Source organism: Micromonospora sp. GCM10011541, from assembly GCF_042650725.1.
Taxonomy (GTDB): domain Bacteria; phylum Actinomycetota; class Actinomycetes; order Mycobacteriales; family Micromonosporaceae; genus Micromonospora; species Micromonospora sicca.
In genome coordinates, this window is the sequence record NZ_JBHSBP010000049.1 from 268,968 (window position 1) to 290,110 (window position 21,143).

Consider the following 21,143-nt stretch of genomic DNA (forward strand, 5'->3'; position numbering starts at 1 on the left):
GTCCGTCACGTCGGCAGCGGCCGCTGGTTGCGTCGTTTGTGCGTCCGGTTGTACGGCGGCCGGATCCGGACCGGCTCGTCGACCGGTTGCCGGGTCTCCTCGGCCGCCGGCGCGTCGGCGCCGGCCAGCTCCGCCAGCTGCTCGGCGTCGCCGTAGTCGAGCCGGTCGAACGGCAGTTGCCCGGGGAGTTCACCGACCGGTGGCCAGCTCGCGGGCTGGTCCTCGATCCGTTCGTCATCCGTGGTCATGGCTGCCTCCTCTACGGGCAACCGTAGGGGGCGGTCGATGACCGGCACGGGCGAATGGCATTATTGGCGTCTATATCCCTTTCGCCCTTTTAATTACCCGACCGGGTGCCCGTCGATCGCCTTCCGATACAGGAAGAAGACCCGCTCGATCCGCGCGCCCGCGCTGCCCGAATAGAACGGCACCGGGCCCACCCAACCGATCTGCGCCGCGCTGATTCCCGCCGCCGCCTGATCCCGCAGGCAGCGGCGCAGCAGCACCCCGCCGATGCCGGAGCCCTCCGCAGCCGGGGCCGTCCCCATCGGGCCGAACCAGCTCGGTCGCGCGGAGCCGTACGCCGCGAAGCCCAGGATCTCGCCGTCCCGCTCCGCCAGGTGCGCCCCGGCGTCCGGCCGCCCCACCGAGCCGGCCAGCTCGCCGTCCCACGTCCCGCCGAAGGTGGCGCGGGCGAAGGCGGCCAGCGCGGCCAGGTCCGCCGGCTCGGCCCGGCGTACCGTGACGCCCTGACCGGCCAGCCGGCGTTCGGCCGCCTCCGTGGAGCGCAGCGCCGGCGAGCCCTCCGACAGGTCCGCGGTCATGTTCCACGCCGTACGGTCCTGCCGGTAGCCGAGCCGCAGCGCGGCACAGACCGCCGGGGTGTAGCGCACGTCGACGCCCGGCCAGGCGTAGTACGGCGGATTCCCGGCCAGCAGCAGCTCGCCCGCGCCCAGCCCGGCGAGCCGCCGTTCCGCCTCGGCCAGCAGGGCCCGCCCGACACCCCGGCGGCGCTCCCGCGGCGCCACCGCCACCAGGTCGACGTGCCCGAGCCGCGGGTCCCGCTGCGCGACCGACCCGACCAGCACCCCCACCAACTCGGCCCCGCGCACCGCGCCGATCAGCAGCACCGGGCGGTCGGCCGCCGCCCGGGTGGTCAGGGTGTCCAGGATCGCCGGCGCCTCGGCGGCGTCCTCGGGCAGGTCGAGCGCCTGCCGGCAGAGGTCGACGACGGCGGGCAGACGGTCAAGGTCCAGCTCGATGATCTCCGCGTCCATGGTCGCCGACCCTAGGTCATCCGGCGGCCCGGCGGCACCGTCGAATCGGCCCGGTTCCGCTCACCCGGCGCGGGCGGCCCGGACGGCGGCGTACGCGTCGACCAGGCCGGCGCCGACCAGGTCAGCGTCGCCGCCGCAGCGGCGCCCGGTCGGGTCGTCCGGGCGGACCCCGGCCGGGGTGGCGGTCTCCCGCAGGATCCGCCGGGTCCGCGCCAGGTCGCCGACCAGCGCCGGGTTCGCCGACCACATCAACGCCACCACCCCCGCCACCTGCGGGGTCGCCATCGAGGTGCCGGACAGGGTGGCGTAACCCCCACCCGGGAATGCGGACAGCACGTCCGCGCCGGGCGCGACCAGGTCCGGTTTGGCCGCCCCGCCGGCCGCCGGCCCCCGGCCCGAGAAGCGGGTGAGCTGCCGCGCCCGGTCCACCGCGCCCACGGTCAGCACGTCCGGGTACGGGGCCGGCGGGTCGGCCACCGAACCGCAGTACGGGCCGGTGTTGCCGGCCGCCGCGACCACCAGGATGCCCGCCGCCGCCAGCGCGGCGGTGGCCGGCCGGAGCGCCCCGGGGTCGCAGCCCTCGATCGGCGGGCAGCCCCACGAATTGGTCAGCAGGTCCGGCGCCCGGTCCGGCCGCCCGTCGGTGAACGGGTCCCCGCCGAACGGGAAGGGCGCCAGCATGAACTGCAGGCAGTCCAGGTAACGCGCCGGGCTGCCCAGGTTGCGGTCCAGGTTGACGCAGCCCACCCAGCGGGCGCCGGGGGCGACGCCGATCCCGCCCCGGCCGACCGCGCTGCCCGCCGTGTGGGTGCCGTGCCCGCCCTGGTCGTTCGGGGTGCGGGTGTGCGCCCGCGGGTCGTACCAGGAGTCGTCGCCGCCGCGGAAGCCGGCGGCCAGCGCCGGGTGCCGACCGTCCACCCCGGAGTCGGAGGCGCCGACCACCACGCCCGAGCCGGTCACGCCCAGCTCGGACCAGACCCGGTCGGCGCCGATCAGCGCGACGTTCCAGGCCGGCCCGGCCGGCGCGGGCACCCTGCCACGAGCGGGCCGGGCCGCCGCCGGCAGCGGGCGCAGCCGCTGGCTGACCAGCACCCGGGCCACCTCGGGCCGACCGGAGAGCCAGGCCCGCACCTCCGGCCCGCCGTCCGTCTCCATGGCGTTGACCAGGTAGTACGGCGTCGGGTGCAGGCGCAGCCGGGTCAGCTCCCGGCGCAGCCCCGCCTGGGTCCGGTCGGCCGTGGCCACCAACCGCCGGTAGACCTCGGCGGCCCGGGCGTCCCGGCCGGCCCGACCGGGCGCCCCGGTCGGGATGCCGTCGAGGTCGGCCTGCTCGCGGAGCACCACCAGCAGCCGGTCGCCGTACAGCCCGGGCTGCCCGGGGACCACGTACACCACCGCGACCGCGGCGAGCAGGGTTGCGGCGGCCACCCCGGCCACCCGGCGGCGGGGCGTGCCGGCGCGCGGCCGGGCCAGCAGGACGCCGCCGACGGCGAGCAGCACCGCGACGGCGAACGCCGCGCCGGTCGCGACCGCGACCCAGAACGGCACGTCGCGGGTGGTCGCGAGGAGCACCGTGAGCTCCTCCGGGTCGGCGAGGGCCAGCGGGCCCAGCACGCCGAGCCCGACCAGCCAGCGCACCGGGGCGCGGCCGACCGACCGCCCCGCGCGGGCGGCCGCCGCGTGCAGCGCGGCCAGCGCGAAGCCGAGCGGAGGCAGCAGGAACAGGGCGGGCAACTGGGCGCCGGACTGCCCGGCCCCGGCCGCGACCAGCACCAGGACGACCCCGGCGACCAGCCCGCCGACCAGCACCAGCCGGGCCGGCCGGGGCGGCGCGCCCACGGTGAACCGCGCCCAGAACGTCGCGTCGAGCAGCACCCCGGCGAGGGCGCCGAGCGCGGCGGCGGCGAGGCCGGCGAGGAACGTCTCCAGCAGGCCGCCCAGCGCGCCCAGCCAGGCCCAGGGCAGCAGCAGGGTCGCCCCGGCCGCCACCGCGAGCAGGGTCGCGGGCCGGCCTTCCCGGCGATCGTCCGGGGCGTCCCGACCGGCCGGCACCGGGTCGCGCCGGCCGTCCTTCCCAGCGCCCACGCCGTCCTGCGGAGGCGTGCCGTCGCCGCCGGCCGCCGCCGGGGCGGCGCGGCGGTGGAGCAGCCGGCCGAGGAGGGCCGCCAGCAGGGCGGCGGTGGCGGCCAGGGCGGCCAGGTACGCCTCCTGGTGCACCGGCGGTAGGGACCGCAGCAGGGTCAACGCGCCCAGCGCCAGCGCCCCGGCCAGCCAGACCCGGCCGGTGGCCCGGACCGCCGGCGAGCGGGGGAGCAGGGCCAGCGCCAGCGTGGGCGCCCCGACCAGCAGCACCGTGCCGAGGGCGACCAGCGGCCAGGTCGGCACCGCCCGGTCCAGGCCGGCGACCAGCACCGCCTGGTCGACGGCCCAGCCGACCACCTGCCCGAGCACCGTCACCAGCGCGGTCCACCCGCCGACCAGGACCGCCGCCACCACCGGCCACGGGCCCGTCCGCTCCCGAGCGGGGGCCGGCGGCGGGCCGGGCGGACCGGCGGGCGGGCGGGGACCGATCTCCATGCCGATCACGGTACGGCCGCCCGGCGCGTGCCGCCGCGAGGCCGGGACGGTTACCGTGGACAGGTGCGCGACCCCAATGTGTCCCGATCCGCGGCCGGCCAGCTCTCCGTCACCCGCCGCGCCGACGACCTGCGCCGACTCCGCGCCGAGCGGTTCGACGTGCTGGTCATCGGCGGCGGCGTGACCGGCGCGGGTGCCGCGCTCGACGCCGCCTCCCGCGGCCTCAAGGTGGCGCTGGTCGAGGCGCGGGACTACGCCGCCGGCACCTCCAGCCGGTCCAGCAAGCTCATCCACGGCGGCCTGCGCTACCTGGAGCAGCTCGAGTTCCACCTGGTCCACGAGGCGCTGACCGAGCGGGGGCTGCTCGCCACCCGGCTCGCGCCGCACCTGGTGCGCCCGGTGCCGTTCCTGGTCCCGCTGCCCGCCGGGCGGGAACTGCGCGACCTGCCCGGCCGCTTCTTCCGGCGGTCCTACTACGGGGCCGGCGTGGCCGCGTACGACGCGTTCGCCGGCGTCTTCGGCGGCGGGCGCGGCATGCCGCTGCACCGCCACCTGACCCGCGAGGGCGCCCGCCGGATCTTCCCCAGCCTCCGCGCCGACGCCCTGGCCGGGGCGATCCGCTACTACGACGGGCAGGTCGACGACGCCCGGCTGGTGGTGACGCTGGCGCGCACCGCGGCCAGCCTGGGCGCGTCCGTGGTGACCAGCACCCGGGCCGTCGGCCTGATCCGCCAGGCCCGCGAGGTCACCGGGGTCCGGGTCCGCGACCTGGAGGCGCCCGCCGGCTCACCCGACGCCGAGTTCGAGGTACGCGCCCGCACGGTCATCGCCGCCACCGGCGTGTGGAGCGACGACATGTCCCGGATGCTCAACGACGTCGGGCTGCGCCCCGGGGTGCGGGTCCGGGCCTCCAAGGGCGTCCACCTGGTGGTGCCCCGCTCGGCGATCACCGGCGAGACCGGGTTGATCCTGCGCACCGCCACCAGCGTGCTCTTCGTCATCCCGTGGGGCGGCCACTGGATCATCGGCACCACCGACACCGACTGGCGGCTGGACCGGTCCCACCCGGCGGCCACCGCCAGGGACATCGACTACCTGCTGGAGCAGGTCAACATGGTGCTCGACCGGCCGTTGACCACCGACGACATCGAGGGCGTGTACGCCGGGCTGCGCCCGCTGCTGGCCGGCGAGGCGGACTCCACCTCCAAGCTGTCCCGGGAGCACGCGGTGGTGGAGCCGATGCTGGGGCTGCTGCTGGTCGCCGGCGGCAAGTACACGACGTACCGGGTGATGGCCTCGGACGTGGTCGACCGGGCGGTCCACCGGCTGGGCTGGACCCGGCCGTCGCGCACCGCCGACCTGCCGCTGCTCGGCGCGGACGGGTACGCGGCGACGTGGCGGGACCGGGCCGACCTGGCCCGCCGGCACGGAGTCCCGGTCGGGGTGGTCGAACACCTGCTGGAGCGGTACGGCACGCTCACCCGCGACCTGCTCGCCCTGATCGACGCGGACCCGTTGCAGGGCTCCCCGCTGGCCGGCGCCCCGGAGTACCTGGCCGCCGAGGTGACGTACGCGGCCCGGGCCGAGGGGGCGCTGCACCTGGAGGACGTGCTGACCCGGCGTACCCGGATCTCCTTCGAGACCAGCCACCGCGGCCTGGACTCGGCCGAGCACGCCGCGGAGCTGATGGGCGCGGTGCTCGGCTGGGACGAGGCGACCCGGGCCCGCGAGGTGGCGCACTACCGGGCGCGGGTGGAGGCGGAGCGCCAGTCGCAGCTGATGCCGGACGACGTGGCGGCGGACGCGGCCCGGCTCGGCGCACCCGACGTCCGGGGGTTCGCGGCGGACCGGGGTGTCGACGGCGACGCCGTCGAACTTCCGTCGTCCCCCCGGTAGCGATCCGCCGGGGCCCCGGTCGGCTCATCGCTCGGCCGGTCGGCGGGTACCGGCGCAACCTACGGTGGGGTAGGTTGCCGTGCGTGGTTCGCCCATCAAGGTCGCGCGTCCTCCTATTTTCGGCCGGTGTTCTGCTGGTGTTCGCCCTGACCGGTTGCTCGGTATTCGACCGGGCCGAGGGATCCACGGCGCCGCCGCGCGGGTCCGCACCGCCGAGCGGGGAGGCCTCCGCCCCCACCGGGACACGCCGGGTCTCGCTGGTGCAGAAGGTCGGCGCGGACGGCCCGGTCCGCTCCCTCGAGGTGGAGCCGAACGGCCGGTGGGCCTGTCAGGACTGCGCCGGCGACGGGGTGAACTCGACCGGGGAGCTCGCCCCCGACCAGGTGCAGCGGTTGCAGCGGATGCTCGCCGACCCCGCCCTGGCGAAGGAGACGGACGAGGCCCGCCAGTACAAGCTGGCCTGCATCGACGCGCTGACCTCCACCCTGCTCATCCCGCCGGGCCTGACCATCACGTCGCAGGACTGCCCGGGTGAGGAACGGCCACCGGTCGCCGGCGAGATCCTGCTGCTGCTCACCCAGGCGACGCCGGCCGAGGTCCGCGGCTGACCACGGTCCCGACCGCCCGATCCGGGCCCCCGACCGGGTCGGGTCCGGCCACCCGCCGGTGCGGACCGGTCAGAGCACCTTGCCGGGGTTGAAGAGCCCCTCCGGGTCCAGCGCCGCCTTGATCGCCTGGTGCACCCGGATCCCGACCGGGCCGATCTCCCGGGCCAGCCAGTCCCGCTTGAGCAGCCCCACGCCGTGCTCCCCGGTGCAGGTGCCGCCCAGCGCCAGACCCAGCCGCATGATCTCGTCGAAGGCCCGCCGGCCGCGCTCGACGCTGGCCGGGTCGGCCCGGTCGACCACGATGTTCGGGTGCATGTTGCCGTCGCCCGCGTGGCCCACCACGCCGATCGGCACGGCACACTCCTCGGCGATCCGGGCCACCCCGTCCAGCAGCGCCGCGAGCGCGCCGCGCGGCACCGCCACGTCGTCGATCACCAGCCCGCCGTTGCCGCCGGGGAAGGCCTCCGCGGCGTACCGCTCCATCGCCGGGTGGGCCAGCCGGCGGGCCTGGAGCAGGGCCGCCGCCTCCACCGCGTCGGTGGCCGTCCAGACCTCGTCGGCGCCGGCCGCCTCACAGACCTCGGCGATCCGGGCCAGGTCCTCAGCGGCCCGGGAGCCGGTGTCCACGGCGGCCAGCAGCAGCGCCTGCGCGTCGGTGCGCAACCCCATCGGCCGGTACGCCTCGATGGCCGCCAGGTGGACCCGGTCGAGCAGTTCCAGCAGGCTCGGGCTCAGCCCCCGCTCGGCGATCCCGGCCACTGCCGTCCCGGCGGCCGCGGTCGACCCGAAGACGGCGACCAGGGTCAGCGACTCCGCCGGGGCGGGCCGCAGCGAGACGGTGATCTCGGTGATCACCCCGAGGGTGCCCTCGGAGCCGACGAAGAGCCGCGTCAGGTCGTACCCGGCGACCCCCTTGGCGGTACGCCGGCCGGTGCGCAGCACCTCGCCGGAGGCGAGCACCACCGTCAGGCCGAGCACGTACTCGGTGGTCACGCCGTACTTGACGCAGCACATGCCGCCCGCGTTGGTGGCGACGTTGCCGCCGATGGTGGACGACTCCCAGGAGCCGGGGTCGGGCGGGTACCAGAGGCCGTGCTTCGCCACCGCTCCGGCCAGCGCCGCGTTGACCACGCCGGGCTGGACCACGGCGATCCGGCTCACCGGGTCGATCTCCAGGATCCGGTCCATCGCCACGGTGCTCAGCACCACCGCGCCGTCGACCGCGTTCGCCGCGCCGGCCAGCCCGGTCCGGGCCCCCTGCGGGACCACCGGTACGCCGTGCCGGGCGGCCGCCCGGACCACCGCGACGACCTCCTCGGTGCTGCGCGGCCGGGTGACCACGAGCGGGGTGCCGGCGGCGCACAGGTCGGCCTCGTCCCGCTCGTGCATCCGGAGCAGGTCCGGGTCGGTCAGCACGGCGGCGTCGCCGAGCGCGGCCCGCAGGTCGTCGAGGAGGGGGGAACCGGCCATGCGGGGAAGGCTAGGTCGTCGCCAGGTGATCATCAACCGGGCGACCGCGCGCTAGATTGGCCGGCATGCTGTATCTGGACCGGCCGGCTGTGCCCTGGCGGGGCCGGCTCTGGTCGCACCTGATCAGCGACGTCTCCTACGCCGAGCTGCACGCCTTCGCCGAGGCGCTCGGCGCGCCCCGCCGTGGCTTCGACCGGGACCACTATGACATCCCCGCCGAACGCTTCCCCGTGGCCGTCTGGCTCGGCGCCCAGGTCGTCCCCAGCCGCGACATCGTCCGCCTCCTCCGCGACGCCAACCTCCGCCGCCCCAAACACCTCACCCGCCCGCACGGCCCCCACCCCTCCCGCGATCTTGCACTTCGGGCCCCCGAGTTGGGCTGATTCACCCGGTTCGCCGGGTCCCCAACTGCAAGATCGACGGGGAGAGGGGCGGCGAGGGTCAGGGGCGGAGGGTTTTGAGTTCGCGGGTGAGGTTGGTGCGGGCGCGGGGTTCCCAGCGGGTGTGCAGGATGGGGAGGCGGTAGAGGGCGGGGAGGGCCAGGAGGGATTCGAGGACCCTCGCCCTTCCGGCGCGGAAGTCGGGGTCGGGGATGTGGGCGTACTCGCGGCGGACGGCGGCGACGTAACGGTCGTACACGGGTGGCGGGCTGGCCAGGACCGCCAGGTCGGCGTCGCAGAGCAGCGCGCCGTCCGGGTCGTCGGCGGCCACCACGTGCCCGGCGGTGAGCAGCACCAGCCGGCGCACCTCAGCCACCGCCGCGGCCGGCAGCCCGGCGTCGGCGAGGAGGTCGCCCGCGAGGGCCGCGCTGGCCCGTTCGTTGGCGTCGCCGCCGGCTCGCGAGTCGTAGACCGCGTCGTGGCACCAGGCAGCCAGCCGGACCAGGTCGGGCCGGCGGGCGAGCGCCGCGTGGCCGTCGACCACGTCGAGCACGGCGGTCAGATGATCCGCGGTGTGGTAGTGCCGGTGCGGCTCTCGCCAGCCGGCCAGCAGCCGCTCCCCGGCCCGGTCCACCCCGGCCGGGTCGGTCGCCCCGGCGCCCCGGACGGCGGCACGCCACCGCGCGATCAGCTCTCCCACCCGGTGCAGTCTGCCGCATGGCGAGGATTCACCGGGGGTGACGCGGGTAGTCCCCGCCATGGCCGTGGCCCGGGACCGACGACCTCCGCTCCTGCGTCGTGCCGGATTGAAGGACGGGGTGGTCGACGTCGACGCGGCCCGGATCGCCGAGGCGGCGGACCAGCTGCGCCACCGGAGCAAGGCCACGCTGCACGACCGGCTGCACCGGGTCCGGTCGGCGCTGGGCCTGGCCGTCCAGGCCGGGCTGGCCGCCGCGCTGGCCTGGGTCATCTCCCACCAGCTCCTGGGCAATCCGCAGCCGGTCTTCGCGCCGATCTCGGCGGTGGGCACGCTGGCCGCGTCGGTCGGCCAGCGGCTGCGCCGTACCGTGGAGTTGATCATCGGGGTGGCGGTCGGGGTGGCCCTCGGCGACCTCCTGATCTATCTGCTCGGCGCCGGTGGTTGGCAGTTGGGGCTAGTGGTGACGACCGCAATCCTGCTGACCATCTTCTTCGGTGCGAGCGTGGCCGTCGTGATCCAGGCCGCCGCCACCGCGGTGCTGATCGTGACGCTCAGCCCGTCCACCCAGAACCTGGAGATACCGCGCTTCGTCGACGCGTTCATCGGCGGTGGCATCGCGTTGGTGGTGACCGCGATCCTGCTGCCGCTCAACCCGCTCCGGGTGATCAACCGGGCCGCCCGGCCGGCGCTGGACCTGCTCGTCGAGCAGTTGGACGTCAGCGCCGAGGCGCTGCGCAAGCGGGACCGGCAGAGCGCCCAGCAGGCGCTGGAACGGCTCCGGGAGAACAAGGACGAGCTGGCCAGGTTCAGCGAGGCGATCGAGGGGGCCAAGGAGACCGCCACGCTCTCCCCGGCCCGCTGGCACCGCCGCGACGAGCTGACCCACTACGCGGAGGCGGCGGACCCGATCGACCGGGCGATGCGCAACAGCGGCACCCTGATCCGCCGCTCGGTCACCCTGATCGAGGACGAGGAGCCGATCCCGGAGCCGATGCCGGACTCGGTCGCCCACCTCGCCGAGTCGGTCCGCATGCTCCGGCACGAGTTCGCCGTCGGCGCGGAGCCGGAAAAGGCCCGCGAGTGGTCGCTGCGCGCGGTGAGCGAGGCCGGCCGGGCGTACGCGGAGGGGGTGGGCTTCTCCGGCAGCGTGGTGATCGCCCAGGTGCGTACCACCGCCAGCGACCTGATAGTCGCCTCCGGCATCGAGCAGGAGGAGGCGAACCGGCTCGTCCGACAGGCGTTCGGCGACACCGAACAGCCGCCGAGCGGCCAGGCCGAGCCGGAGGGCGCCCCGAAGCCGCCGACGGCGCCCCCGCTCGGGTGACCCCGTTCAGCCGACCGCGGCCAGGGCGGCGACCAGCCGGTCCACCTCCTCGGCGGTGCTGCCGAGGCCGATGCTGGCCCGCAGCGCGGTGGGCGGCAGGTCCCGCCGGCCGCTGCGCGCGGCCGCCTCGGCGAGCAGCCGCCGGGCCAGCGGGTGGGCGCAGAAGAGCCCGTCCCGGACCCCGATCTGGTGCGCGGTGGCCAGATGGGCGGCGACCTCGGCGGAGTCCCGCCCGGCCACCACGAAGGAGACGATGCCCACCCGGGGCGCCTCGGGCGCGAAGGTGCGCAGCTCCACGACGTGCGGCAGGGCGGCGAGCCCCTCCCGCAGCCGGGCCAGCAGTCGCTGCTCCCGGGCGTGCAGCGCGTCCCGGTCGGCCTCGGTCAGCGCGGCGCAGACCGCGGCGAGGGCGACCGCGCCGAGCAGGTTGGGGGTACCGGCCTCGTGCCGGGCCGGGCCGGTGGTCCACCGCACGTCGTGGGTGGCCGCGCCGACGTGCCCGGTGGCGCCGCCACCGGCCAGGTACGGCGGGGCGGCGTCCAGCCAGTCCGACCGCCCGACGAGCACCCCGGCGCCGAAGGGCGCGTACAGCTTGTGGCCGGAGAGCGCCAGGTAGTCCACGTCCAGCGCGGCCAGGTCGACCGGCGCGTGCGGGGCGAGCTGGGCGGCGTCCACCAGGATCCGGGCGGAGTGCCGGTGGGCGACCCGGGCCAGCTCGGCCACCGGCCACCGCTCGCCGGTCACGTTGCTCGCCCCGGTCACCGCGACCAGCACCGGCGGGCCGGGTCGGGCCGGGTTGGTCGCCGGGGCTGCCGACCGCGGGGCCGGCTCGTTCCCGGCGTCGACCCGGCGCAGCTCGCCGAGGGCGGCGTCCAGCGCCCGGACCGCCGCGGCGGGGCTCTCCGGCACCGGCAGCCGGACCGAGCCACGCGGCCAGGGCAGCAGGTTGGCGTGGTGCTCCCCGGCGAAGGTGACCACGGTGGTGCCGGCGGGCAGCGCCCGGGCCAGCAGGTTGACCGCGTCGGTGGTGTTCCGGGTGAAGATCACGTGGTCGTCGGCGCGGGCGCCGAGGAAGTCGCCGACCGTCTGCCGGGCCCGCTCGTAGGCCAGCGTGCAGCGTCGCGACAGCGCGCCGGCGCCGCGGTGCACGCTCGCGTACCAGGGGAGCAGCTCGGCCACCGCGTCGGCCGCGGCTCGCGCGCACGGCGCGCTGGCCGCGTGGTCGAGGTTGATCTGCCCCGGTACGCCGAGCACGCCGAGCGGGTCGGCGTCCGCCGGCCGGTCCGGGAGCGCGGGCAGCGGGCGCAGCGAGGGTACGAGGGTGATGGTCATGCCGGAACCTCCGGGGTCCAGGGGACCCCGGGGTGTGGGCACCGGGACGGGGTCCGCGCTTGCCCAGCACGCCGTTCGGGCTGGGCCCGGTCATCACCCGGGGCACCCCACCGCGAACTCGACGAGGGTTGCCGGCCAGCAAGCCGGGGCTTGACGCTGGCGCTCGTGACCTGTCGGCAGCATAGCGGCCGGAATGCGGCCGGACCAGAGGGTCACGGGTGACTACGCTGACCGCATGGCCGACACCCCGCCCGGCGGACCGCCGCCGCCGCCGACCGCGCCCGCCGCCCCGCCGCCGGGGTCGGTGACCCCCCGGATGCCGCTGCGCCGGCTCGGCTGGCGGCGGTTCCTGGCGCTCGCCGGGGTCGTCCTGCTGATCGCCGTCGGGGCGGTCTTCATGGTCTTCACCCTCGGCGAGAGCCTGGGCGCCCAGGCGCTGCTGGTCGGCGTGGTCGCGGCGGTCCTGCCGGTGCCGGTGCTGGTCTCCTGCTTCCTCTGGCTGGACCGCTACGAACCCGAGCCGCTCAAGTACCTGATCTTCTGCTTCGCCTGGGGCGCGTTCGTCTCCACCGCCGTCTCCCTGCTGGTCAACGAGACGTTCGCCGGGCTGTTCAAGGACTGGGGGCTGCCCACGGCGCTCACCGCCGTGCTGGTCGCCCCGTTCATCGAGGAGCTGACGAAGGCGCTCGGGCCGATCCTGTTGCTGATCTTCCGGCGCCGGGAGTGGTCCGGGATCACCGACGGCCTGGTCTACTGCGGGCTCTCCGCGATCGGCTTCGCCATGGTGGAGAACATCCTCTACCTGGGCGGGTACGGCTACCGCACGGGCGTCGAGGAGTACGGTCCGGCGACCGGCGCCCGCCAGGTGATCGCCATCTTCATCGTCCGGATCCTGATCTTCGGGTTCGCCCACCCGCTGTTCACCTCGATGACCGGGGTGGGCCTGGGCATCGCCGCGCGGACCGCCGACCGGCGGGTCCGGGTGCTCGCCCCGATCGCCGGCCTGCTGCTGGCGATGATGCTGCACGGCACCTGGAACCTGCTGCCCTCGCTGGCCGCGGCCACCGGCCAGCCGCTGATCGCCCTGTACGGCTACATCGGCGTGATGGTGCCGATCTTCTTCGGCATGGTGGGCCTGGCGATCTGGCTGCGGGCCTGGGAGGGGCGGCTCACCGAGCGGACCCTGCCGGACTACGTGCGGGCCGGCTGGCTGACCCCGCCCGAGGTGGCGGCGCTGGGCAGCCTGGGCCGGCGGCACGCGGCCCGTACCTGGGCCCGCCGGATCGCCGGTGACGGCGGGGTGAAGGCGATGCGCGGCTACCAGTTCGCGGCCACCCGGCTGGCGCTGCTGCGCGACGGGATGCGCCGCGGGCTGGACCGCAAGCAGGCCGACCGGGACCGGACGGCCCGGGAGGAACGGGAGCTGCTGGAGGCGATCAGCGCGTACCGGTCGTTCTTCGTGGGGCGGGACCCGCAGACGCCGGTGGGGGTCTGGGACGGGCAGCGCTACCACCTGCGGTTCCCGGACGGGTCGCAGCGGGCGGTGCCGGCGCCCGACGAGCCGGTGGTGCCGATTCCGGTGGTGCTCACCCCGCCGCCGTCCCCGGCCTTCCCGGCCGCCTACGGCCCGCCCGGCTGGTACGGCCCGCGACCGGCCGCGCCCTGGCCCCCCGGCACCTGATCGCCGACCGCCGACGCGGGGCGGGTGGTGGCGGGTAGTCAGGTCATCAGGCCGGTCATGAAGTCGCCGAGGCCTTGGAAGATGGCCATCAGCGCCGCTCCGATCCCCTTGAACATCTGGGCCGCGCCGTCCGGGCGGAACGCTATGAAGTAGATCAGGAAGCCGACGAAGCCCCACAGCAGCAGCTTCTTCAGGAATTCCGGCATCGTCCCTCCCCAGGGCGCTGGAGGTGCCTGGCTTCCCGTCGGGAAGGAAGGCAAACGACGTCCGGGTGGGGAGGGCCTAGAGGTAGAGGCCGGTCGAGCCGGTGGGCTCGTGCTCCACCCGTTCGGCGGCGACGGCGTGCACGTCGCGCTCGCGGAGGAGGACGTACCCGCGGCCGTGCAGCTCGACCTCGGACCGTTCGTCGGGGTCGAAGAGCACCCGGTCGCCGGCGACGATCGAGCGCACGTGCGGGCCCACCCCCACCGCGGTGGCCCAAGCGAGGCGCTTGCCCACCGCCGCGGTCGCCGGGATCACGATGCCCGCGGTGGAGCGGCGCTCGCCCTCACTGCCCTCCATACGCACCAGCACGCGGTCGTGCAGCAGGCGGATCGGCAGGCCGGAGTCGAGGTTCTGGTCGGCGGTCACGCGAAGACGCTACCGCGTGCGCCGCGGTCGATCGTGCGGTGGTTGAGCGGAGTCGAGCGGGGGCAATGTGTGGCGGAACCGGCCTAGGGTGGGACGGACGGACGTATCCTGCCCCCTGTGTCGTGGGCGGGCCAGCTTTGCGGGAGGTGCGCTTGAGCCGCTTCGAGCGGGTACGCGGACGGCTCCGTCACGCGTACGAGTCGGGACGTGAGTCGGTGCGCGCGCGCCGTGACGACCCGGCGGACGAGCCCGACGACCCGGGCGTGGCCTCGCCGGCCTCGCCGGCCTCGCCGGGTCCGGTGGCGCCGCCCTCGGCGACGGTGGTGGGCGCGGAAGCGCCGGCCACCATGCACAACTCCACCTCCAGCCGGGACGACGCCGACGTGCCGCACGCGCTGCGGATCGCCGCCGCCTGGTCGTGGCGCCTGATCGTGATCGGGCTCGTCACCTGGGGACTGCTCAAGATCGTCGGCACCATCCGGATCGTGATCATTCCGCTCGCGGTGGCGCTGCTGCTCTCGGCGTTGCTCGCCCCCGCGGTCGGCTGGCTGCTCAAGGCCCGCTTCCCCCGGTCGCTGGCGACCGGCGTGGTGCTCGTCGGCGGGCTGGCCGCGGTGGTCGGCACGCTGACCCTGGTGGTGAACGAGTTCATCCAGGGCGTGCCGAAGCTGAGCGAGAAGTCGTCGGAGGGTGTGCGGCAGATCCAGAACTGGCTCAAGACCGGGCCGCTGCACCTCTCCGACGGCCAGCTCAACCGGTACATCGACGAGGCGCAGGGCTGGGTCAACGGCAACACCTCGAAGGTCACCAGTGGTGCCCTTTCCACCGCGGCCACCCTGGCCGAGGTGCTCACCGGCACCATCCTGGTGCTCTTCGCGACCTTCTTCTTCCTCCGCGACGGCAAACAGATCTGGCGGTTCCTGGTCCGGCTGCTGCCGGTCGCCGCCCGCTGGAAGGTCGACGACGCCGGCCGGGCGTCCTGGTCGACGCTGGGCGCGTACGTCCGGGCCACCGTCCTGGTCGCCTTCATCGACGCGGTCGGCATCGGCATCTTCCTGGTCGTCTTCGACATCCCGTTCGCCTTCCCACTGGCCGCGCTGGTCTTCCTGGGGGCGTTCATCCCGATCGTCGGGGCGGCCCTCTCCGGCGTCGTGGCGGTGCTGGTGGCGCTGGTCGACAGCGGGCCGATCAAGGCCCTGATCATCCTCGGCGTGGTGATCGGCGTGCAGCAGTTGGAGGGGCATGTGCTCCAGCCGCTGATCATGGGGCGCGCGGTGGCCATCCACCCGCTGGCCGTGATCATCGGGATCGCCGCCGGCGTCGTCCTCGCCGGGATCACCGGGGCGCTGGTCGCGGTGCCGCTGATCGCGGTGCTCAACACGGCCGTCCGGCGGCTCGCCGCCCGGACCGTGCCGGACACCCCGCCGGACGCGGTGGTCGTCGCCTCGCAGGCGCCCTGAGTTGACCGGAATTGACCGACGGGGACGGTCAGCGACCCATGTGGAGGGAGCGGGCGGACGGCCGACGGGGTCGTCCGCCTGCTCCCGTCAGCTCTTCCCGAGCCGTTCCAGGGCGCCCCGGGCCACGTCCGGCCGGGTGGTGTACCAGAACGGCGGCAGCGAGCGCCGCAGGAACGGGCCGTAGCCGCGGGCGGTCTCCAGCCGGGAGTCGAGCACCGCGACGACGCCCCGGTCCCCGGTGGCCCGGATCAGCCGCCCCACGCCCTGCGCCAGCCGCACCGCCGCGATCGGCACGCTCACCGCGGCGAAACCCGACCCGCCGCTCGCGTCCACCGCCGCGGCCCGGGCCGCCGCGAGCGGCTCGTCCGGGCGCGGGAAGGGCAGCCGGTCGATCACCACGAGCTGGCAGGCGTCGCCCGGCACGTCCACCCCCTGCCAGAGCGACATCACCCCGAACAGGCAGCTCGACCGCTCCTGCCGGAACCGGCGGACCAGCAGCGGCAGCGCCTCCTCGCCCTGGAGCAGCACCGGCAGGTCGGTCCGTGCGCGGAGCAGCTCCGCGGCCTGCTGCGCGGCCCGGCGCGAGGAGAAGAGCCCGAGGGTACGCCCACCGAGTGCCCCGGCCAGCGCGAGCAGCTCCTCGCCGGCCGCCTCGGGCAGCCCGGAGACGCTGGGGCGGGGCAGGTGCGCGGCGACGTAGAGGATGCCCTGCCGCGCGTAGTCGAACGGTGAGCCGACGTCGAGCGAACACCAGCCCGGCCCCTCGGTGGCCGGCACGGTGCCGGTGGCGGCCCGGCTGCCCGGCGTGGCGGCGACCGGCGCGGGCGGGACGGCGTCCCCACGCGCCGTGCTGGCGGCGAGGGCGGCGGCGGCCGGGGTCGGCGGGGCGGGCGGCGGCGCGTCGAGTCCGAGCGCTCGGGCCACCGTGTCGAACCGGCCGCCCAGCGCGAGGGTGGCCGAGGTGGCGACCACGGTGCGCTCGTCGTACAGGTGGGTGGCGAGGGTGCCGGCGACGGAGAGCGGGGCGACCACCAGGGCCCGGCGGCTGCCGTTGTCGGGCTTCTCCACCCAGGCCACGTCGTGGTCCGCCTCCTCCAGCAGCCGCTGGGCGGTGGTGGAGAGCTCGTCCAGCACCGCCTTCGCCTGCTGCTTGCGGACCGGGTCCGGGTCGTCGGCCTTGACCTCGCCGATCGCCTCCAGCGCTGCCCGGGTCGCCGCGTCGAGCAGCGTGCACGCCTCGCGCAGCGGCCCCGGCAGCCCGCCGGTCAGCCGCCCGGCGGGCACCTCGGCCAGCCCGACGGCGAGGGCGTCGCCGGCCTCGGTGAGCCGTTCGGCGACGTCCGGGCGCAGCAGTGGCCGGGCCCGCCGGGCGGACCGGTCGATCAGCTCCGGGGCCAGCTCGGCCTGGGCGGCCGAGGAGACCCGGTCGGCGAGCTCGTGCGCCTCGTCCACGATGAGCAGCTTGTGCGGCGGCACGATGTGCCGGCCGGCGAGCATGTCGACGGCGAGCAGGCTGTGGTTGGTGACCACGATGTCCGCCTCCCGGGCCCGGGCCCGGGACGCCTCGGCGAAGCACTCCTGACCGAACGGGCACCGGCTCGCGCCGACGCACTCCCGCGCCGGCATGGAGACCGTCCGCCAGACCTGGTCGTCCACGCCCGGGTCCAGCTCGTCCCGGTCGCCGGTGGCGGTCTCCTCGGCCCAGTCCCGCAACCGCTGGATCTGCTTGCCGAGCCGGCCCGCCTCGCCCAGCCACTTCGTGCCGCCGCCGCCGGGGCGGGCGGCCGGGGCGTCGAAAAGGGTCTCCTCCGGCTCGTCCTCGGTGGAGTTGTCCAGCCGGGCCAGGCAGAGGTAGTGGTGCCGGCCCTTGAGCACGGCGAAGGTGGGCCGCCGGCGGAGCAGCGGCTCCACCGCGTCGGCGAGCCGGGGCAGGTCGTGGTCGACCAGCTGGGACTGCAAGGCCAGGGTGGCGGTGGAGACCACGACCGGGCCGTCCACGGTCAGCGCCGGGGCGAGGTAGGCCAGCGACTTGCCGGTGCCGGTGCCGGCCTGGACGAGCAGGTGCTCGCCGGAGGCGATGCTCCGCTCGATCGCCTCGGCCATCTGCTGCTGGCCCGGGCGGGTGGCCCCGCCGGGCACCGCGCCGACCGCGGCGGCGAGCAGGTCGGCCCCGCTCGGCCGGGTGCCCCGACCCTTCCGGGACGCGGCGGGACCGGTGGCGGTGCGGGGCGGAGTCACCGTGCGACGGTACCCGTCGCCGCCGACACCGGGCGCGCCCATCCGCCGCGTGGCGTCGTCGCGGCATGCGTCCGCGCGGGTCGCGTCCGGTTACCTGCCGATCGCGTCGCGTGGCCGGAATCGGTTAGGGTGCCAGTCATGCCGAGCGACGTGGTCCGCGTGATCTACCGCAAGTACGACGGCAGCGCCCACCGCGACTACCCGGCCCGTCGGCTCGCCGAGGACGACCTCGGTGTCTGGCTCGGCGTGCCGGCCGGCACCGAGTCGGTCTACCACGGCCGGCCGTCGGTCGAGCAGATCCCCTTCGTCCTGCTGGTGCCGCACCACGGCTGGTGGACCGGCATGTTCAACCCGCCGCCGCGGACCAGCGAGGTCTACTGCGACATCGCCACGCCGGCCCGTTGGGAGGGCGACGACACGGTCCACCTGATCGACCTCGACCTGGATGTGGTGCGTCGCCGGGCGACCGGCCTGGTGGAGTTGCGGGACGAGGACGAGTTCGCCGAGCACCGCGAGCGGTTCGGCTACCCCGACGACGTGGTCGCCGAGGCCCAGTCGGCGGCCCGCTGGCTCTTCGGCGCGCTCGGCGACGGCACCGAGCCGTTCGCCACGTCGTACCGGAAGTGGCTGGCCCTGGTGGTCTGAGCCGACCTCACCAGCGCAGCGGCCAGGTCTCCTCGGCGCCCAGCGGTGGGAGGTCGCGCACCTTCTCCGGGTTGAGCTGGTTGAACACGCCGGTGATCCGGCCGGAGTGCACGGCGAACGCGGTCACCAGCCGGATCGGCCGGCCGTCCCGGTGCACGGTCTCGGCCTGCCAGCCGAGGGCGCCGTCGACCAGTGCGGGCCGGGCCAGCAGCCGGCCGCCGTACCGGCCGGCCTGGCCGAAGAGGCCGAGGATGAAGCGGGCCACCGCGTCGGCCCCGACGACCGGCCGGCGGGCCGCGGGGAAGTGCCCGCCGCTGTCGCCGATCAGCACCACGTCCGGGGCGAGCACCTGGACCAGCCGGTCCAGCTCGCCGGACTCCACGGCGGCGGCGAACGCGGTCAGCACCCGCCGCTGCTCGGCCAGGTCGGCGGTGTGCCGGGGGACGTCCGGGGCGGTGACCGCCCGGCGGGCCCGGGAGGCGAGCTGCCGGGCCGCGGCGGGTGTGGTGCCGAGCACCTCCGCGATGGTGGCGAACGGCACCGCGAAGACGTCGTGCAGCACGAACGCGACCCGCTGTTCCGGCGCGAGCCGTTCCAGCACCACCAGCAGCGCCGTGCCGACCTGGTCGGCGCGGACCGCCCGTTCGGCCGGGTCGGGGGCGAAGCCGTCGGCCGTCGGGACCGGCCGCACCACCGGCTCCGGCAGCCACTGGCCCGGGTAGGCCTCCCGGCGTACCCGCGCGGAGCGGAGCACGTCCAGGCAGATCCGCGAGCAGGTGGTGGTGAGCCAGGCGCGCAGGTCCCGGATCTGGGCGCGGGCCGCCGGGTCGGCGAGCGCGGCGGCGTACCGCAGCCAGGTCTCCTGGACCGCGTCCTCGGCTTCGCTCCGGCTGCCCAGCATCCGGTGGGCGACCGCCATCAGGTGCCCGCGCTCCGCCTCGAACTCGGCATCGAGATCCACTGCCATCACGTCCCTCCCCGCAGCCGCATTCTCCCCCTCCTCTGCACGTCCCGCCGCCCCGGAACGTGACGGCCACCGCGACTCGATGCCGAATCCTGCCCGACGAGGGCGCGGAACGGGTTGAACGGGTGTTCACACCGCCCTGGTTCGACCGGACGGGGGGCAGGGGAGGGGTTGTCGGGAGGCGGGGGCGGGTGGGCTGGGTGAGGATCGGGGGATGAGCGGAGTCGAAGGGGCCGGGGTCGTGCCGCCGCACGGCGGCACGATGCGGGAGTTGCTGCGGGTGCGGCCCGAGGGCGGCGCGCTGGACCTGGGGGCGCTCGACCCGCGCTCGACGCCGGGGCTGCCGGCGGCGGCGGGCAGCGGGAAGCGGCGTAGGGCGTGGGCCCACGAGCAGGTCGAGCTGCTCGGCGCCGACCTGGGCCGGCAGCAGGAGATGCTGTACGCGTCGGCGAAGGGCGCCGCCGGCCCGGATGCGCCGACCAGCGCTCCGACGGAGGCGGACGCCCACCTCGACGGCGACCGGCCGGGCCGGGTGCTGCTGGTGCTCCAGGCGATGGACTGCGGCGGCAAGGACGGCACGATCAAGCGGGTGGCCGGCGCGATGAACCCGCTCGGCCTGCACATCCGCTCGTTCGGGCCGCCCAGCGCGGAGGAGCTGCGGCACGACTTCCTGTGGCGGATCCGCCGGGCCCCGCCGCCCCCCGGTTACGTCGGGATCTTCAACCGCTCGCACTACGAGGACGTGCTGATCGCCCGGGTCGGCGCGCTGGTCGACGAGGCCACCTGGCGGGCCCGGTACGACGAGATCAACGCCTTCGAGCGGGAGCTGGCCGACGGCGCGGTGACCCTGGTGAAGGTGATGCTGCACATCTCGTACGCGGAGCAGGGCGAGCGGCTGATGGAGCGGTTGACCGACCCGCGCAAGTACTGGAAGTACAACCCGAGCGACCTGGAATCGCGGGCCCGCTGGGACGACTACCAGGCGGCGTACGCCGACGCCCTGGCCCGGTGCGACGCGGACGACGCGCCCTGGTTCGTGGTGCCGGCGGACCGCAAGTGGTACCGGGACTGGGCCGTCGCCCACCTGCTCCGGGAGACGTTCGGCGGACTTCACCTGGGGTATCCGGCTGCCGGTTTCGACGTGCAGCGGGAGCGCCAGCGGTTGCGGAGCGGGGACGAGGGGCTGAAGGTGAACGGCAGGTGAACGAGCGGTGAATCCGGCCTGACCAGGGGTGGGCCGGGGAATGCCCGCTCCCGCCGTGTCCTTAGCATGCCCAGAGCAGGCGCCCGGGGGCGTCGGCCACCCTTCCACCGACACGACGAGGTCCGTGCTGTGAAGTTTTCCTTCCGTCCCACCGAGGGCGCCTTCTACGAGCTCTTCACCAGGGCCGCGCAGAACCTGGTGCGGGGTACCGAGCTGCTCAACGAGCTGGCCCTGCCCGGCGTCGACGTCCAGTCGGTCAGCGAGCGGCTGACCGAGGTCGAGCACGACAGTGACCAGATCACCCACCAGCTGTACAAGAAGATCAACTCCACCTTCATCACCCCGTTCGACCGGGAGGACATCTACCGGCTGGGCTCGCTGCTCGACGACGTGATGGACCACCTGGAGGCAGTCGGCAACCTGCTCTACCTGTACGGCCTGACCAAGCTCCCCGCGCTGCCGCGCGAGCTGCACGAGCTGGTGAACGTCCTCGACCTGCAGGCCAAGCTGACCGCCGAGGCGATGCCCCGGCTGAAGTCGATGAAGGATCTCGAGGAGTACTGGATCGAGTGCAACCGGCTCGAGAACGACGGCGACCAGGCGTACCGGATGCTGCTGGTCCGGCTCTTCTCCGGCGAGTACGACGCGCTCACCGTGCTGAAGATGAAGGAGGTCGCCGACGAGCTGGAGGCCGCCTGCGACGCCTTCGAGCACGTGGCGAACACCGTCGAGACCATCACGGTCAAGGAGTCCTGAT

18 protein-coding genes, 1 pseudogene and 1 riboswitch are annotated in these 21,143 nt (G+C 75.4%); of the genes and pseudogenes, 9 read left to right on the forward strand and 10 right to left on the reverse strand.

What is annotated here, in order from left to right; translation table 11 throughout:
* Positions 1–5: 5 nt before the first annotated feature.
* From ACFOYX_RS18380 to ACFOYX_RS18390, 3 genes are all read right to left on the reverse strand, one after another.
* A complete protein-coding gene (locus tag ACFOYX_RS18380; RefSeq protein WP_109805328.1) occupies positions 6–248 on the reverse strand; it encodes a hypothetical protein in 243 nt (80 codons plus the stop codon).
* Positions 249–341: 93 nt separating this feature from the next.
* Positions 342–1,277, reverse strand: coding sequence for a GNAT family N-acetyltransferase (locus tag ACFOYX_RS18385; RefSeq protein ID WP_322443336.1), 936 nt, complete (start codon positions 1,275–1,277; stop codon positions 342–344).
* Between the two features lie 60 nt (positions 1,278–1,337).
* Positions 1,338–3,854, reverse strand: coding sequence for a S8 family serine peptidase (locus ACFOYX_RS18390; protein ID WP_322443337.1), 2,517 nt, complete (start codon positions 3,852–3,854; stop codon positions 1,338–1,340).
* Between the two features lie 78 nt (positions 3,855–3,932).
* On the opposite strand from ACFOYX_RS18390, the gene ACFOYX_RS18395 reads away from it, so the two are divergent.
* Positions 3,933–5,750 (forward strand): glycerol-3-phosphate dehydrogenase/oxidase, encoded by a 1,818-nt coding sequence (locus ACFOYX_RS18395; RefSeq protein WP_322443343.1) that lies wholly within the window; start codon positions 3,933–3,935, stop codon positions 5,748–5,750.
* Positions 5,751–5,887: 137 nt separating this feature from the next.
* Positions 5,888–6,358: a hypothetical protein gene (locus ACFOYX_RS18400; protein WP_322443338.1), complete on the forward strand. Its 471-nt coding sequence runs from the start codon at positions 5,888–5,890 to the stop codon at positions 6,356–6,358.
* Positions 6,359–6,427: 69 nt separating this feature from the next.
* Here the strand turns inward: ACFOYX_RS18400 and ACFOYX_RS18405 are convergent, their stop codons facing one another.
* A complete protein-coding gene (locus ACFOYX_RS18405) occupies positions 6,428–7,828 on the reverse strand; it encodes an FAD-linked oxidase C-terminal domain-containing protein (protein ID WP_322443339.1) in 1,401 nt (466 codons plus the stop codon).
* 65 nt (positions 7,829–7,893) lie between these two features.
* Between ACFOYX_RS18405 and ACFOYX_RS18410 the strand changes: the two genes are divergently transcribed.
* Positions 7,894–8,211, forward strand: coding sequence for a DUF4031 domain-containing protein (locus tag ACFOYX_RS18410; RefSeq protein ID WP_238454489.1), 318 nt, complete (start codon positions 7,894–7,896; stop codon positions 8,209–8,211).
* Between the two features lie 58 nt (positions 8,212–8,269).
* Here the strand turns inward: ACFOYX_RS18410 and ACFOYX_RS18415 are convergent, their stop codons facing one another.
* Positions 8,270–8,908 carry a metal-dependent phosphohydrolase gene (locus ACFOYX_RS18415; RefSeq protein ID WP_238454490.1) on the reverse strand — a complete coding sequence of 213 codons (639 nt, stop codon included), beginning with the start codon at positions 8,906–8,908 and terminating at the stop codon, positions 8,270–8,272.
* Positions 8,909–8,972: 64 nt separating this feature from the next.
* Between ACFOYX_RS18415 and ACFOYX_RS18420 the strand changes: the two genes are divergently transcribed.
* Positions 8,973–10,232 carry an FUSC family protein gene (locus ACFOYX_RS18420; RefSeq protein ID WP_238454491.1) on the forward strand — a complete coding sequence of 420 codons (1,260 nt, stop codon included), beginning with the start codon at positions 8,973–8,975 and terminating at the stop codon, positions 10,230–10,232.
* Between the two features lie 6 nt (positions 10,233–10,238).
* Here the strand turns inward: ACFOYX_RS18420 and ACFOYX_RS18425 are convergent, their stop codons facing one another.
* Positions 10,239–11,564: an aminotransferase class V-fold PLP-dependent enzyme gene (locus ACFOYX_RS18425; RefSeq protein WP_322443340.1), complete on the reverse strand. Its 1,326-nt coding sequence runs from the start codon at positions 11,562–11,564 to the stop codon at positions 10,239–10,241.
* Between the two features lie 50 nt (positions 11,565–11,614).
* Positions 11,615–11,735: riboswitch (SAM riboswitch) on the reverse strand.
* Positions 11,736–11,757: 22 nt separating this feature from the next.
* Here ACFOYX_RS18425 and ACFOYX_RS18430 point away from each other — a divergent pair.
* A complete protein-coding gene (locus tag ACFOYX_RS18430) occupies positions 11,758–13,245 on the forward strand; it encodes a PrsW family intramembrane metalloprotease (protein ID WP_322443341.1) in 1,488 nt (495 codons plus the stop codon).
* A gap of 38 nt (positions 13,246–13,283) precedes the next feature.
* Here ACFOYX_RS18430 and ACFOYX_RS18435 read toward each other — a convergent pair whose 3' ends face one another.
* Together ACFOYX_RS18435 and ACFOYX_RS18440 are read right to left on the reverse strand one after the other, a co-directional pair.
* Positions 13,284–13,451: a hypothetical protein gene (locus tag ACFOYX_RS18435; RefSeq protein ID WP_201749543.1), complete on the reverse strand. Its 168-nt coding sequence runs from the start codon at positions 13,449–13,451 to the stop codon at positions 13,284–13,286.
* 76 nt (positions 13,452–13,527) lie between these two features.
* Positions 13,528–13,875, reverse strand: a complete 348-nt coding sequence (locus ACFOYX_RS18440) for a co-chaperone GroES (RefSeq protein WP_109801032.1) — start codon at positions 13,873–13,875, stop codon at positions 13,528–13,530.
* A 152-nt stretch (positions 13,876–14,027) separates the two neighbouring features.
* On the opposite strand from ACFOYX_RS18440, the gene ACFOYX_RS18445 reads away from it, so the two are divergent.
* The gene (locus ACFOYX_RS18445) at positions 14,028–15,335 is read left to right on the forward strand and encodes an AI-2E family transporter (protein WP_377534163.1); all 1,308 of its coding nucleotides are present in this window, start codon (positions 14,028–14,030) and stop codon (positions 15,333–15,335) included.
* A gap of 87 nt (positions 15,336–15,422) precedes the next feature.
* Here the strand turns inward: ACFOYX_RS18445 and ACFOYX_RS18450 are convergent.
* Positions 15,423–17,600 (reverse strand): annotated as a pseudogene (locus tag ACFOYX_RS18450) (ATP-dependent DNA helicase); the annotation flags it as partial.
* 111 nt (positions 17,601–17,711) lie between these two features.
* On the opposite strand from ACFOYX_RS18450, the gene ACFOYX_RS18455 reads away from it, so the two are divergent.
* Positions 17,712–18,218 carry a DUF402 domain-containing protein gene (locus ACFOYX_RS18455; protein ID WP_109801030.1) on the forward strand — a complete coding sequence of 169 codons (507 nt, stop codon included), beginning with the start codon at positions 17,712–17,714 and terminating at the stop codon, positions 18,216–18,218.
* A gap of 7 nt (positions 18,219–18,225) precedes the next feature.
* On the opposite strand, the gene sigJ is transcribed toward ACFOYX_RS18455, so the two are convergent.
* Positions 18,226–19,185: an RNA polymerase sigma factor SigJ gene (gene sigJ / locus ACFOYX_RS18460; protein ID WP_109801029.1), complete on the reverse strand. Its 960-nt coding sequence runs from the start codon at positions 19,183–19,185 to the stop codon at positions 18,226–18,228.
* 211 nt (positions 19,186–19,396) lie between these two features.
* On the opposite strand from sigJ, the gene ACFOYX_RS18465 reads away from it, so the two are divergent.
* Both ACFOYX_RS18465 and ACFOYX_RS18470 read left to right on the forward strand, forming a co-directional pair.
* Positions 19,397–20,386, forward strand: coding sequence for a PPK2 family polyphosphate kinase (locus ACFOYX_RS18465; RefSeq protein WP_322475036.1), 990 nt, complete (start codon positions 19,397–19,399; stop codon positions 20,384–20,386).
* Between the two features lie 129 nt (positions 20,387–20,515).
* On the forward strand, positions 20,516–21,142 hold the full coding sequence (locus tag ACFOYX_RS18470; RefSeq protein WP_109804640.1) for a DUF47 domain-containing protein: 627 nt from the start codon (positions 20,516–20,518) through the stop codon (positions 21,140–21,142).
* Position 21,143: the final 1 nt, after the last annotated feature.

Bases quoted from the DNA above. Each gene is read 5' to 3' on its own strand.
- ACFOYX_RS18380 (WP_109805328.1), bottom strand. From the start codon at position 248: ATGACCACGGATGACGAACGGATCGAGGACCAGCCCGCGAGCTGGCCA.
- ACFOYX_RS18385 (WP_322443336.1), bottom strand. From the start codon at position 1,277: ATGGACGCGGAGATCATCGAGCTGGACCTTGACCGTCTGCCCGCCGTC.
- ACFOYX_RS18390 (WP_322443337.1), bottom strand. From the start codon at position 3,854: ATGGAGATCGGTCCCCGCCCGCCCGCCGGTCCGCCCGGCCCGCCGCCG.
- ACFOYX_RS18405 (WP_322443339.1), bottom strand. From the start codon at position 7,828: ATGGCCGGTTCCCCCCTCCTCGACGACCTGCGGGCCGCGCTCGGCGAC.
- ACFOYX_RS18410 (WP_238454489.1), top strand. From the start codon at position 7,894: ATGCTGTATCTGGACCGGCCGGCTGTGCCCTGGCGGGGCCGGCTCTGG.
- ACFOYX_RS18425 (WP_322443340.1), bottom strand. From the start codon at position 11,564: ATGACCATCACCCTCGTACCCTCGCTGCGCCCGCTGCCCGCGCTCCCG.
- ACFOYX_RS18430 (WP_322443341.1), top strand. From the start codon at position 11,758: ATGCGGCCGGACCAGAGGGTCACGGGTGACTACGCTGACCGCATGGCC.
- ACFOYX_RS18435 (WP_201749543.1), bottom strand. From the start codon at position 13,451: ATGCCGGAATTCCTGAAGAAGCTGCTGCTGTGGGGCTTCGTCGGCTTC.
- ACFOYX_RS18455 (WP_109801030.1), top strand. From the start codon at position 17,712: ATGCCGAGCGACGTGGTCCGCGTGATCTACCGCAAGTACGACGGCAGC.
- sigJ (WP_109801029.1), bottom strand. From the start codon at position 19,185: ATGGCAGTGGATCTCGATGCCGAGTTCGAGGCGGAGCGCGGGCACCTG.
- ACFOYX_RS18465 (WP_322475036.1), top strand. From the start codon at position 19,397: ATGAGCGGAGTCGAAGGGGCCGGGGTCGTGCCGCCGCACGGCGGCACG.